Source organism: Fischerella muscicola PCC 7414, assembly GCF_000317205.1.
Classification (GTDB): domain Bacteria; phylum Cyanobacteriota; class Cyanobacteriia; order Cyanobacteriales; family Nostocaceae; genus Fischerella; species Fischerella muscicola.
The window spans coordinates 1-13,800 of sequence record NZ_AJLK01000126.1; the positions used below are offsets into that span (position 1 = coordinate 1).

A 13,800-nucleotide genomic window follows, 5' to 3' on the forward strand; every position below is an offset into this window, starting at 1 on the left:
GCAAGGAGAGGGGTAGGGGGTGAGGTTTTCATGGCAAAGCTCGTGAAATTTTTTCATCGCAACTGCCCTCTGCCTTTCCGAAGGGTAGATAAAAAATAATTTACTTTGTTTAAGTTCTACTTTTATAATTATCAATTTCTTAGTTCTTTCTAACTTACGCCTGATGTGAATTGAATATGGAGACGCAATATTCCTTGCGCCTGGTAAAAAACGTTTTTTTAGAAATCGACCACCGATACACACCGATAAACACAGATAACACAGATGGATCTTTCATGGGTGGTTGGGTGGTCATTGGTTTGTTGAGTATTTCCCATGATCTATTAGCGCCTTTGTTAATTCACATTAGACGTAACTTAGAATTTCCAATCTTCTGGTTCTAAAGGGTTAATAAAATCTACAAAACCCCACCCCTGTTTAGGGGTTTTTAGGGGTGGGAAAGTCAAGCATCTCTAATTTTATAGGTTTGGCTACAACAACTGTTTGCAAACCTTCAATCAAGCTGTCAACTTTGTAGTTAATTGCTAACTACAGACTGCTGAAAGCTTTTAGTTTTAGTAGCGACTACCTTTACGTGCAGCCTCCTCTTTGCGCTTACGACGCAGACTAGGTTTTTCGTATCTTTCGCGACGCTTGACTTCAGATAAAATTCCAGCTTTTTGAATTTTCTTTTTAAAGCGTCTTAGTGCCGAGTCAATCGACTCATTTTCACCTAAACGGACTTCAGCCACTCTCTGGTTTCACCTCCTTACAGAGATTATCTGAGTCACTTACTCCATTTGTACACCACAAGTAATATCTACTAGTGGCAGAGTTTTATTTGTAAAGTACCCACAAACAAACCTTGCGGTTATAGTTGGGTTCTCCTGTCTCATTGGCAGATGCCATGTTGGGTACACTCATGATTGAGTAACCGGATTTGATTCCGGGGTCATGGTCTTAGTCTGCCTTTGTGCTTTGTTGATTTTTAACCCCATTTTTTCCGTAGTTTAGACTAGCGGGAACGAGATTTAATCACAGGACGGCTTCCGTTAGTGCGTCTTTCTCTTGATTTCGAGGGCAATCGCTCTTCTCCCTCTTCTTCAAAAGCTGCGCTCTCTCGACCAACACCATTGCTGCCATATATATCTAAGTATACTGAGTGACCAGCAGCTTCAGCAGCAGCAGCAATGACTGTACGAATCGCCTGGATATTGCGTCCTCCCCTACCAAACACTTTACCTTTGTCTGTGCTTTCAAAAGCGATGCGAATCCAAGCCCGCTTGCGGGTGTGATACATTTCACAATCGACGCTCAAAGACTCAGGAGATTCTAAAAACGGCTGCATTAAAAAACGTACTAACCCAACGTAGTCAGGACTTACTGTTGGGGATTTTGTAACAAACTTAGGAAGCGGCTTTTGCACTGACCTGTTCAAAGACATTGGCTTTCTGTAGGATGCGACGCACGGTGTCAGTTGGTTGGGCACCTTGTTGTAGTCGCTTGACGATCCCGGGAACATCCAGTCGTACTTCATCGGTTCTGGGGTTATAGTATCCCAGTTCTTCCAGGGGACGACCATCGCGGCGAGCAAGGCTGTTAATAGCAATTATGCGATAGCTCGCTTCCCGCTTTTTACCGTATCGCTTCAAGCGCAATTTAATCATGATTGAGGGACTATTCTCCTATTGTTAGCAATGAGTTGGCAGATAGTTAATAAGGATTTGGGTCAGGGGTAAGGGGGTGTGGGGAGTAGGGGGAGTAGGGGGAGTAGGGAGAGTAGGGGGAGTAGGGAAGAAAATACTTTTTGGTCTTCTTCCACTCCTCCTACCCCTCACACTTCTCCCACTCACCCACCTCTTCATCTTCCAATCTCTCCACCATCAAGTTTTTTCCTTTGCCCTTTAACCTTTACCCGACTCTTGCAAAAGTGACTTTTACAAGAAATTTAATTTGTTCATCAGTTTGTGTTAGTTCCTCATTTAAAGAAGATCATAACTTGCATACTGGAATGCTAATTTTAGCACTTGCACAGGCTGAACTGCTATTAGTCAGTTGTCAATTGTCCATAGTCCATAGTCAAAAGTAAGAATCTCTTACCATTGACAATTGACCCTTGAAAATTGACCATTGACTATAAAGTACCAAAGCCTTTCTTCTTTTTGTCCTTCTTGGGCTTCTTTTTGGCACTAGCACCGCCACTATAACCCCGCCATCCGGGAGGAGTAGGACGATTGCCACCGGCAGCTAGAGGATTGCCCATACCGCCGCCAAACATTCCCGGCATACCAGGAAAGCTACCCTGACCCATTTGCTGCATAAGAGAACGCATCTTTTGGAAGTCACTTACTAGCTTACTGACATCCGCTTCTTTATAACCACTCCCACCCGCAATCCGCCGTCGTCGGCTAGGCGAACTAGCCAATAAATCTGGATTTTTACGTTCTTCTTGGGTCATGGAATTGATCATTGCTTCACAGCGCTTGAGCTGAGTTTCTCCTTGCTGCAACTGATCAGCGCTAAGTTTGTTCATCCCTGGAATTAACTTCAGGATGCCGCCCAAGGAACCCATGTTTTTCAGCAAGCGTAGTTGCTTAAGAAAGTCGGTAAAGTCGAACTTGGCCGCAAGAATTTTTTCTTGCATTTTCTCGGCATCAGCCAAGTCAAACTCTTCTTGGGCTTTTTCCACCAAAGTGAGAACATCGCCCATGCCCAGAATTCGCGAAGCCATGCGATCGGGATAAAATGGTTGCAGAGCCTCAACTTTCTCACCAACACCAACAAACTTAATTGGCGCTCCTGAGATTCTGCGTACTGATAACGCTGCCCCTCCACGGCTATCACCATCCAGCTTGGTGAGAATTGCACCAGTAATACCAATTTGTTCGTGAAAGGTACGAGTCAAATTAGCCGCTTCTTGACCGGTCATCGCGTCCACAACCAAGAGGGTTTCGTGGGGTTGGACGACTTCTTTGATCCGGGCTAATTCTGCCATCATATCTGCGTCTATTTGCAGACGTCCAGCAGTATCAATAATTACAGTATCAACATTTTCGGCTCTGCCGCGCTCTACACCCAAACGAGCTATTTCTACAGGATCAGCATCACTTCCCATCTCAAACACTGGTACGTCAATTTGTTTACCCAGTGTTACCAGTTGCTCGATCGCTGCTGGACGATACACGTCTGTTGCTACCATCAAGCAGGTGCGATCAATTTTACGTAGGTGTAAAGCCAACTTAGCAGTCGCAGTGGTTTTACCTGTTCCCTGCAACCCAGCCATTAAAACTATCGTGGGTGGATTTTGTGCTTGTGCTAGGGGTACATTTGTTTCCCCCATGACCTGCACCAATTCATCGTAAACAATTTTGATGAACTGTTGGTCAGGACGCACGCCAGCAATAACCTCGGCTCCCTGTGCCTTAGCTTCAACTTCACTAATAAATTCTTTAACTACCTGGAGATTGACATCTGCCTCCAACAGAGCGCGGCGGACTTCCCGTAAAGCATCCTGAATATTAGATTGGGAAATTTTGTCCTGTCCCCGCAGTTTTTTCCAAGCAGCTTCTAAACGGTCAGCAAGTGCATCAAACATAGCAATTAAATTTGTTTACAGGTAGTTAACTAGTGATATAAAAGTTATCAGTTATCAGTTATCAGTCAAGAGCGCATCTTCGTTTTTAGGTTTAAATCCCCCACCATCAGTCTGTTCACTGATAACTGTTCACTGTTCACTGGTCTAGGGGCTTTTGCCTCAAACAGACGTTAGCCAATTCTAAATCACAAGACCAGAAATTATGGTAGATTTTGAAGGTGCTATTTACCAGCTTAGTAGTTTTGCTCTCCAAGTGTTGCCATAAAATACCCATGTACTTGGATGTAGAGATAATGAAATTATACTTAGAATATTTTTTACTTCAAAATTCTTGAGAATAATAAAAACTGATTAAGTACAAAACATTATAAGTAAGCTCTTGTGTTGTCATCAAATTATTAAAATTATTGTGTAAACCTAAATTATATCTCTTCCTTTGTTAGATGGAGCTAATTCTGACGTTTTTTATTTTGCTCTCATTGATGGGTCTCAATTTAAATTTATTATGTAAATGAGCGTTTTCAACAAATAGCTATTTAGAGCTATTTGTCAGATAAGTTTTTAGATATCGAAATTTGAAGGCAAAATAACACTTACTATATTGTAGTTTTTTAAAAGACAAATACTGAGACAGCAAGAGCTATATTAGCATTATTGGCAGTATAGCAATATTACTATACTTCTATATAATCAATTATATAACTTTGAATCAATCTCAAGCTGGACAGTCATGCGATAAATCACACAGCGATCGCATAAAAATCTCTTCCCGATCCCTATGCTTAAGGCAAATGGCTTAGGTTAAGAATTTTATAGTATCTTGATTTTTAGTACAAATTAGCCTATACAGGCTAAATAAAATACAAAATTGTATCGACAAAAAATAATTTTTGCCTATTGACATCTGGAAAGTTTCAGATAAAAGTGTAAAAATTATTACTGCTTATCATGGGTTAAATTCTATCAATTTATTCTTAATTCATTCTGGATTGCCGATCTAGAAGGCATATTCTAATTAATTTTTGAATTAAGTAATAGATTTTATCAATGTTTTTTACTCTTAACTTTTAATTGGTAAACATAGCCTTTATTTTCTAAAATTATACTAGTTTTAGTATAAAAGGTTGTGAATCTTCATACGAAATAAACATTTATATTTTCACTCATAGTTATCTTTGAGATTAATTTTAGTTTCTTTTCAGTAAAGAATGGAGGATATTAGCATGACTATAGCCAATCGAAAAAAGATTAATTTTAGTAGAAAAGCTAAAGCAAAGTTAATTTTATCGGTTTTGCAAATGACTTTAGTTAGCTTAGGTTTTATAGTGATGCTGCTGATGACAAATGGTGAACTATCGATATTTGTAATAGTTTTGAGTTTTATATTAGCCAGTTTTTTTGTTGTTTTTAATAAACAAATATTGTTAAATAAATTAATAAAAAAACTATTAAATAATTTTGATAAATATAATTTTGAGATTAATTTTTTATTTAAAAATAGCAATAGTAATAATTTGAAAATCAACCAAAATCAAGAAATTGATGTGAACCAAAATATACTTCAAAAAAAATTAAATCAGGAAATAATAGGACAAGATTTAAATACTGCAAGCTTAATTCTTGCTAACTTAAGCCATGCTGAGTTGGTGGGCGTTAATCTTAGCAATGCCTACCTGAATGGAGCGAATCTCAGTGGTGCTAACCTCAGTGAGGCTAATCTTAACTACGCTAACCTCAGTGATGCTAATCTTAGCAGTACAAAACTTTCGAGTGTTCAATTAGTAAGTGCTAATCTTAGTAGCGTTCAACTAATAGGTGCTGATCTCAGCAATGCGAATCTTGAACATACCAATCTTAGTAGTGCCGACTTGAGCAATGCTGAATTAGTGGGTGTAAACCTCAGCAGTGCTAACCTTAGTGATGCTCGGTTTATGAGTGCAAATCTTACTAAAGGTAATCTAAGTGGTGTGTATTTGTGGAATGGTAATTTGAACAACGCTAAATTGGTAAATACAGACTTAAGTAATGCTTACATGAGCAGTGCTAAGTTAAATCATGCCAATCTTAGCTATGCTGTTCTCAAAAATGCTCAGTTGAGTGGAGCCAAACTGAGAAATGCCAACCTGAAGAATGCCAACCTCTATGGTACCCAGTTATTAGGTGCTAGATTAGATCATGCCAACTTAGAAGATGCGAATTTAGAAGGTGCAAATTTAGAAGGTGCTGACTTGCGTGGAGCTAATTTGAGTGGTGCAAACTTAAAGTCTGTGAAAATTAACCAGGCAACAAAGTTAGATTATAAATGGCGTTTAGTTTGGGAAATTTTAAATCATAAAAATAAGCACACAGATTTAAGAAATGCCGATTTTGAGGATGCAAATCTCCAAGGTGCTGACTTGAGAAATACTGATTTGAGTAATGTCAAATTTACACGGGCGAAAGTAGATAATGCTCTGTTTGGCTATAATCAGGGACTTTCTTTGGAGATGAAGCTAGAGTTAAAACTACGAGGGGCTGTGTTTGAAGATGAGTAAAAGGCGATCGCTTCTTTTGTGAGAGTTTTTATAAACCAGCGTGTTTTTACTGCCTGCTATGACTAGCAATATCTCTGGGTGGTTTCATAAAAGTAGAGAAAATTTGAATTAATTCCTTCCACCCAGAGATATTTATGTTAAGGAACCGTTAATTAGATTTTTGCAGCGATTGACACTTTGGCGTTAACTGTTAACCCAGCTGTAACTGGTATTAACTGCACTGCGCAGGCTTTTAATTCTGGTTGTAGAGAATCGGGGCAAGATTCAGGATGGGTGAGGGCATTAGCTTCGGCGTTGTCTGCCCACAGTGCCCCCCAATGCATCGGGACAAACACTGTACCAGGGGCGATCGCTTTGGTGATTTTGGCAGGGAAGAAAGTTTTAGAACGGCGCGATCGCACTTCCACTAATTGGTTATCAGTAATTTCTAATCTAGCGGCATCACGGGGATGAATTTCGATAAATGGTTCGGGGTGCATTTGCCGAGTTTTTTCAATCCGACCGGTACGTGTCAGGGTGTGCCAATGTCCGTAAAGTCTACCAGTGGTCAGCACAAAAGGATAATCAGGATCTGGTGGTTCTGCTAGTCCCCGCGAGTGATATGCCCCAAACCTGGCGCGTCCGTCGGGGGTGTGAAAGCGGAGATTGGTGTATAGCCTTTTAGATGATTGAGTGCTGGGACTTTTGTGGTGGAGTGGTGGGGTGAAATTTATCTCCCCATCTCCAGTTCTCCCCATCTCCCCATCTTCTTTCTCCCCATCTCCAGTTCTCCCCATCTCCTCAGCAGGATGGGGCCATTGAGTCGGGCCTTGGGATCGCAATTGCTCATGACTTAACCCTGTCATATCGCAGGGGCGATCGCGAGTTAATTTGACAAACTCTGCATAAACTTCGGCGGAGTTAGCAAAGGCGAATTCCCCAACAAAACCCAATCTCCGCCCAATTTCAGCAAAGATTTCCCAATCTGCTTTCGCTTCTCCTGGTGGACGGCGAAATGCTGGACACAGGGTAACTGTACGTTCAGAATTGGTCATGACGCCAGTTTTCTCACTCCATTGGGCAGCAGGTAGGAGGACATGAGCGTAAGTAGCAGTTTCTGTGGGGTAATAGGCGTCTTGGTAAATAGTAAAAGGCGATCGCATCAAAGCTGCTTTGGTTCGTTCCAAATCTGGCATACTCACCGCCGGATTGGTAGCAGCGATCCACAGTAAGCCGACAGTGCCATCTTCCAAGCCAGTAATCATATCCCAAGCCGTCAAACCGGGATTAGGTGAAATTTGCCCCCGCTTCAGTCCCCACACTTCTTCCACTTCCGCGCGGTGCTGGGGATTCTTCACCAAGCGATAACCAGGTAACAAATGGGCTAATCCTCCGGCTTCTCTACCTCCCATCGCGTTGGGTTGACCTGTGAGGGAGAATGGCCCCGCCCCTGGCTTGCCAATCTGTCCAGTCATCAAGTGCAGATTAATAATTGTTCTAACCTTGGCTGTACCTTCGGAAGATTGATTTACACCCATTGACCACAAAGATAGGACACGTTGTGATTCACCCCAGTACCTAGCTGCTGTTTCCAAATCTTTGACATCAATCCCGCAACGGTCAGCTACTATTTCTGGAGAATAATGACGGATTACCTCAGCATAGGCGGGGAAGTTGCTGGTACAGTCATCAATAAACCCGACATCAATGTAGTTCCAACGCATCAACAAGTGAGCAATGCCATTCAACAAGTCGATATCTGTACCAGGACGAATTGCTAAATGTAAATCAGCAGCTTCTGCGGTGGGTGTACGACGGGGATCAACCACAATCATTTTTACCTTACGGTTCTTTTTGTGGTATTTTTCCAGTCGGTTAAAAACAATGGGGTGACATTCCGCTGTGTTAGTACCAATCAAGAATGCACAGTCAGTTAACTCCAAGTCTTCGTAGCAGCAGGGAGGCCCATCCGCACCAAAGCTTTGGATGTAACCAGCTACAGCACTAGACATGCACAAGCGGGAGTTAGCATCAAAATTATTGCTACCCAAGCATCCTTTGAGCAGTTTCTGGGCTATGTAGTAGTCCTCAGTTTGAAACTGACCAGAACCATACATGCATATCGCTTCTGGCCCCTGAGTGAAACGCACAGTTTGAATGCGTTTGGTGATCAAATCAAAAGCTTCATCCCAACTCACGCGTCGAAACTTCTGATCTAGGGAGTCACGCACCATTGGATAATGCAGTCTGTTTTTATCTAGAGACTCAGCGATCGTTGCACCTTTAACGCAAACCATGCCTTGACTAGATGGATGGGCTTTATCACCCCGCACCCGCCAAATTGGGTTCCCTTGACTATCTCGATGAGTTGCTTTGCCAGGTTGTGCTGGAGGTGAAACTTCTAGACCACAGCCAACACCACAGTAAGGACAGAGTGTTTTAGTAACTTCAGTCATATATAATTACACAGTTTTCACTGATTTTTTAAATATTGAAATTCCAGGTTAATAGAATAGGAACTCAATTAAATTCGGTGTTTTTAAACCATAGAAATATCAACTAAATGCCCGTCAAAAAATATTTGAATTTAGCATGGATAAAAATTGCTAATTTGAGTTATTATAAACTCATAATTCAGTTTATCTAAATATAGATAAACTACTAAAATAAGTCTTTATAACTATTAGATATCAATTCAAACAAACAAAATGTTTATCCTGATACACTTTTAAAATTTGTCTGAATATTTTTTCTATTTACTAGATAGTTTTTATTTATAAATATGACTGACGCCACTCTATAAATTCTTGGCGTTCTTGGTCTCTTGGCGGTTCAAAAAGCTAATTTATTTGGCGATTTCGGCGTAAGTACTGATAAATATTAATTTAATTATATTTGGTAATTCTATTTAAATTGTGAAAATTTAGAGGCACATATCCCCGACTTATTAGAGAAGTCGGGGATCTTCACACAGATTGAAAAATAATTCTATTCTTCTGTGAAGATGGCAGACCTTTTAGTTGTTGTTTCTTGCAATTCACCCTCATAAGCACCAGCAAAAGAATCTTTGGGTTCTTTGAGGAAAAAGCCACACATAAAAGCACACATCATTGCAGCTATACCCATTGTAGAAAACAGTGTTGAGGCGTCAGTTAAGCTAAAAATCGTCAGATAAACAACCCCACCAAAATTACCGTAAGCACCTACATTACCTGCGATCTGTCCTGTGGCTTCTTTTTTAATTAGAGGTGCAATACTATAGGTTGCACCACAGCCAGCTTGAGCAAAATAAGCAGCAAACATAGTCACAACGATCGCTAAAGGAATCGGCCAGCTACTGTTAATAAAATGAGCCATCAAATAACCGACAGCAATTCCGCCGCTAATGATTGTCATCGTCCATTTTCGAGAGCCAAACTTATCAGAAATTAAGCCACCACTAGGACGAGAAATTAAATTCAAAAATGGATAGGTAGCGGCAATCATCCCAGCGACCACATGCTCCAAACCAAAGGTTTTTTCAAAGAAAGCAGGTAGCATGGAAACTACAGCAAGTTCAGAGCCAAAATTGGTAACGTAAGTGAACTCTAGTAATGCTACTTGTCTAAATTGATAACGTTCTGAAGGAGCATAAGTTTTCTTGCCAATTAAAAGTTCTTTATTGACTTGATAAGCTTTGTAAGTTTGGTAAGCAAACAATCCTGCTAACAGCAACCAAACCAAATACATTTGGCTTTGAGTGAAAAAGTGAATATTCTTTTGTGCCAAACGCCAAGCTAATAAACCGAGAGCAAAAATTAAACCAAAATTGGAGATAATCAGTGCCCAAAAGCTTTTCACACTTGTTACTTCCAAAGCACCATTTTTCTTAGGACGCTTGTAGACTTTACCAACAGGCGTATCTTGAACACTGTTGTAATAAATTAGACCGTAAATTGCAGCAATGATACCTGTAAGAGCGATCGCAAATCGCCAATTAGAAGCACCACCATTCATAAAACTGGCAGCAACTGCAATTGTTGGTAAAGTAAACTCTGCCCCAAAAGCGCCAAAATTACCCCAACCACCGTAAATGCCTTGGGCAATACCAATTTCTTTGGGCGGGAACCATTCTGACACCATACGGATACCCACCACAAACCCAGCGCCAACAATACCCATCAACAAACGACTAATGACTAAATGGTCAAAATTCTGTGATAGTGCTGTTGCTAAACAAGGAACAGAGGCAAAGATGAGCAGTAAAGAATAGGTTATTCTCGGGCCAAAACGATCCAGCAGCATACCAATGATGATGCGTGCTGGAATAGTTAAAGCGAGGTTACAGATACCCAAAGTTTTGACTTGCTCTGGTGTGAGGTTTAGCTGTTTGCCAATGGTTGTTGCAAAGGGAGCAAAGTTAAACCAGCATACAAAAGTGAGAAAGAAAGCAAACCAAGTCAAATGTAAGATGCGGTAGCGACCGTTGAATGAAAATAATCCTTTTAGCATAAGGTGTTGGTGGTTGGTTGTTGCTGGTTGTTGGTTAGTGGTTGGTGGTTGGTGGTTGGTGGTTAGTGGTTAGTGGTTAGTGGTTGGTGGTTGGTGGTTGGTGGTTGGTGGTTAGTGGTTAGTAGTTAGTGGTTGGTGGTTGTACCAGACGTGCCATGGCACGTCTCTACATTGGTTAGTAGTTATTTTCCAATCCTCACACTCCTCATACCCCTCACACTCCCCCCATCTCCCCACCTCCCAATCCCCGATCCCTACTCCTCAAGATGAGCGCAGCGACGATACAGGAAATCTAGGGCGTAGTTCCGCAAGTTATAGTATTGGGGGTCTTCCATAATGCGGCGACGATTGCGAGGACGGGCAAAAGGAATATTGAGGACTTCACCAATTCTGGCAGCTGGACCGTTAGTCATCATTACTAGCCTGTCTGCTAAAAACAATGCCTCGTCAATGTCATGAGTAATCATTAGGATTGTGACGCGATGTTTACGCCAAATTTGCAGCAATTCTTCTTGCAATTCTTCTCTGGTGATGGCATCTAATGCCCCAAAGGGTTCGTCTAGAATCAAAACTTGGGGACGGATAGAAAGGGCGCGGGCGATCGCGACTCGCTGTTTCATCCCACCAGAAATTTGACTGGGTTTCTTGTCAGCGGCTTCTGTCAATCCCACCATTGCCAAATGTTCTTTGACAATCGCTCGTTTTTCTGCCTGCGTTTTGCGGGGAAATACGGTGTCTACAGCCAGGTAAACGTTATCAAAGACACTCAACCAAGGCAGCAAGCAGTAATTTTGAAATACCATCATCCGGTCTGGTCCTGGTTCGGTAACGGGGTTGTTTTGTAGCATAACTACACCATCAGTGGGTGTATTGAAACCAGAAACCATATTCAGCAGTGTTGATTTCCCGCAGCCAGAGTGACCGATGATACAAACAAATTCACCTTCACGAACTTTGAGGTTCACTCCATCTAATACGGTGTAAGGCCCATCAGCAGTGGGATAGATTTTGTTTACACCTTCAATGACAAGAAAGTCTTCTGCCTTCTGAGTTTGCAGTTGACTGATTTGAATTTCGCTGTTAGTTCCGTTTACTGTTTGCATGATATTGTTGTTTGTTGGTGGTTGCTTGTTGGTTGTTGGTTAGTGGTTAGTGGTTGTTGGTTTTTAGCCTTCCCGATCCCCGATCCCTGATCCCCGATTCCCAATCACTAAATAAATACTTCTTCAACACGGATCTGACGTTTGATTTCCAAGCTTTGGAGATACTCAAGCGGTTTTGAAGGGTTAAAAACTTTACCATCAAATAAGTGGATGGGGTCATCTTCGCCGATATCGAGTAAACCTAAGTCGCGGGCAGCCGTGCCAAATATGTCTGTACGGCAAACTCTTTCAATCACTTCTACCCAGTTTTTGGGAAAAGGTACTAAGCCCCAACGTGCCATTTGAGTAACCATCCACAACAATTCAGTACGGTTGGGATAGTTGGTTTGATTGAGATAAAACTGGTTGTATCCTGCTAGTTCCTGGGGTTGTGTTCCATCGCCGCGATCGTAGGGATCGATGAAACCAGGACGGACGTAGACTGGATCAATATCAAGGTACTGAGGACGACAAATTAATTCCAAAATCTCTTCACGGTTGCGAAGATCATCACAGTATTTGCAAGCTTCTAACAGTGCTTTGACTAAGGCAAGGTAAGTTTCTGGGTACTTCTGCGCCCAATCTTCCCGTACTCCTAGCACTTTTTTCGGCTGTCCTGACCAAATTTCTAGGGCAGTAGCAGCCACAAAGCCCACGTCTTCATGCACAGCTAGGTAGTTCCAAGGTTCTCCAGCACAATAACCGTCAATCTTTCCGGCTTTGAGTTGGGAAACCATTTGTGTTGGTGGTACTACCGTGAGGCTGACATCTCTGTCAGGATCTATACCGCCAGATGCTAGCCAGTAACGCAGAATGAAGTTCAGCATTGATGTCGGATGCACAATTCCCAACGTGAGAATTTTGTCGGGAGAGGCGTTAATTGCGGCTTTTAAGTCTGCGAGACTTCTGACGCCTTCGTTGTACAATCTTTTGCTTAAGGTGATGGCGTTAGCATTGCGGGAGAGATTGAGAGCATTGACTACGGGAATTGGTGTTTTGCCAGCAGCGCCCAAAGTCAGGGCGAGGGGCATTCCAGCCACCATCTGGGCGGCATCTAATCTGCCAGTAGCAATACCTTGGGCGATTTCTTGCCAATCGGGTTCACGGCTGAGGGTTATTTGTTCTAAACCGTAATTAGCAAAAAAGCCTTTCTCTTTTGCCACAATTAAAGGTGCAGCATCAGTTAGAGGCAGAAATCCAATATCTAAATTGATTTTTTCTAAACCATTACGAGAGACGATCGCAGGTGCTTCAACCTTAGCCTTGCGTTTCTTAGCTTGTTTTTGTTGGTTGAGGAAGTAAATCATCTCATTCCGCAGATTGTAGTAGCTGGGATGATTGACTACTTCCAAGCGTTGACGGGGACGGGGGATAGGCACTTCCAGAATTTGCCCGATGTGTGCTTCTGGGCCGTTGGTAAGCATGACGACGCGATCGCTCAACAATAACGCTTCATCGACATCGTGCGTCACCATCACACAGGTAACGTTGTGTTCATTACAAATTTTCATCAGTTGCTCTTGCAAACTACCCCGTGTAAGCGCATCCAACGCCCCAAAGGGTTCATCTAGCAGTAACAACTTCGGACGGATAGCCAAAGCACGAGCGATCGCGACTCGCTGTTTCATCCCACCGGATAATTCACTTGGACGTTTTTTCGCCGCCGGACGCAACCCTACCATATCGATGTGTTGTTCGACGATGGCGTGGCGATCGGCTTTGGACTTATTTTGATAGACTTCATCCACTGCTAAAGCGATGTTTTCCCGCACTGTCAACCAAGGTAGCAGTGAATAATTTTGGAATACTACCATCCGGTCTGGGCCAGGATCTCTCACCTCCCGTCCTTCCAAAGTCACACCGCCTACACTGGCTTGATCTAGACCTGCAATGATATTGAGCAAGGTAGATTTACCACAACCAGAGTGTCCAATCAGAGAAATAAATTCCCCTTGTCGGATTTTCAGATCAATATTTTTCAGGGCGATATACTTACCGCCATTGGGGAGGTGAAATATGCGATCAACGTGGTCGATTTCAACAAAAGTAGTCATTTTTTGTTAGTAGTTAGTAGTTAGTA

At 42.1% G+C, this 13,800-nt stretch carries 9 protein-coding genes; 1 reads left to right on the forward strand and 8 read right to left on the reverse strand.

The genetic code is table 11. The features are described 5' to 3' along the window. Nucleotides 1-554: 554 nt before the first annotated feature. The 4 genes from rpsU to ffh all read right to left on the reverse strand — a co-directional run bounded on the left by rpsU (nt 555) and on the right by ffh (nt 3,574). Complete coding sequence (rpsU, locus tag UYI_RS0120440; protein WP_009455158.1) at nt 555-731, reverse strand: 30S ribosomal protein S21; 177 nt, start codon at nt 729-731, stop codon at nt 555-557. A 263-nt stretch (nt 732-994) separates the two neighbouring features. After that, nucleotides 995-1,423, reverse strand: coding sequence for a KH domain-containing protein (locus tag UYI_RS0120445; RefSeq protein WP_199332298.1), 429 nt, complete (start codon nt 1,421-1,423; stop codon nt 995-997). Next, entirely contained in the window at nt 1,386-1,646 is a 261-nt protein-coding gene (gene rpsP, locus UYI_RS0120450; RefSeq protein WP_009455154.1) for a 30S ribosomal protein S16, read from the reverse strand. The genes UYI_RS0120445 and rpsP overlap by 38 nt, the downstream gene beginning before the upstream one ends. Nucleotides 1,647-2,113: 467 nt before the next feature. Beyond that, the gene (ffh, locus tag UYI_RS0120455) at nt 2,114-3,574 is read right to left on the reverse strand and encodes a signal recognition particle protein (RefSeq protein ID WP_016868528.1); all 1,461 of its coding nucleotides are present in this window, start codon (nt 3,572-3,574) and stop codon (nt 2,114-2,116) included. A gap of 1,223 nt (nt 3,575-4,797) precedes the next feature. Here ffh and UYI_RS0120460 point away from each other — a divergent pair. Continuing rightward, nucleotides 4,798-6,108: a pentapeptide repeat-containing protein gene (locus tag UYI_RS0120460; protein ID WP_016868529.1), complete on the forward strand. Its 1,311-nt coding sequence runs from the start codon at nt 4,798-4,800 to the stop codon at nt 6,106-6,108. Nucleotides 6,109-6,260: 152 nt separating this feature from the next. Here the strand turns inward: UYI_RS0120460 and UYI_RS0120465 are convergent, their stop codons facing one another. From UYI_RS0120465 to UYI_RS0120480, 4 genes are all read right to left on the reverse strand, one after another. After that, entirely contained in the window at nt 6,261-8,543 is a 2,283-nt protein-coding gene (locus tag UYI_RS0120465; protein WP_016868530.1) for a molybdopterin oxidoreductase family protein, read from the reverse strand. Between the two features lie 532 nt (nt 8,544-9,075). Further along, the gene (locus UYI_RS0120470) at nt 9,076-10,578 is read right to left on the reverse strand and encodes a NarK family nitrate/nitrite MFS transporter (protein ID WP_016868531.1); all 1,503 of its coding nucleotides are present in this window, start codon (nt 10,576-10,578) and stop codon (nt 9,076-9,078) included. 254 nt (nt 10,579-10,832) lie between these two features. After that, nucleotides 10,833-11,681 (reverse strand): nitrate ABC transporter ATP-binding protein, encoded by an 849-nt coding sequence (locus tag UYI_RS0120475; protein WP_016868532.1) that lies wholly within the window; start codon nt 11,679-11,681, stop codon nt 10,833-10,835. A gap of 107 nt (nt 11,682-11,788) precedes the next feature. Next, nucleotides 11,789-13,774 (reverse strand): ABC transporter ATP-binding/substrate-binding protein, encoded by a 1,986-nt coding sequence (locus UYI_RS0120480; RefSeq protein WP_016868533.1) that lies wholly within the window; start codon nt 13,772-13,774, stop codon nt 11,789-11,791. Nucleotides 13,775-13,800: the final 26 nt, after the last annotated feature.

Bases quoted from the DNA above. Each gene is read 5' to 3' on its own strand.
- UYI_RS0120445 (WP_199332298.1), bottom strand. From the start codon at position 1,423: ATGTCTTTGAACAGGTCAGTGCAAAAGCCGCTTCCTAAGTTTGTTACA.
- rpsP (WP_009455154.1), bottom strand. From the start codon at position 1,646: ATGATTAAATTGCGCTTGAAGCGATACGGTAAAAAGCGGGAAGCGAGC.
- ffh (WP_016868528.1), bottom strand. From the start codon at position 3,574: ATGTTTGATGCACTTGCTGACCGTTTAGAAGCTGCTTGGAAAAAACTG.
- UYI_RS0120460 (WP_016868529.1), top strand. From the start codon at position 4,798: ATGACTATAGCCAATCGAAAAAAGATTAATTTTAGTAGAAAAGCTAAA.
- UYI_RS0120465 (WP_016868530.1), bottom strand. From the start codon at position 8,543: ATGACTGAAGTTACTAAAACACTCTGTCCTTACTGTGGTGTTGGCTGT.
- UYI_RS0120470 (WP_016868531.1), bottom strand. From the start codon at position 10,578: ATGCTAAAAGGATTATTTTCATTCAACGGTCGCTACCGCATCTTACAT.
- UYI_RS0120475 (WP_016868532.1), bottom strand. From the start codon at position 11,681: ATGCAAACAGTAAACGGAACTAACAGCGAAATTCAAATCAGTCAACTG.
- UYI_RS0120480 (WP_016868533.1), bottom strand. From the start codon at position 13,774: ATGACTACTTTTGTTGAAATCGACCACGTTGATCGCATATTTCACCTC.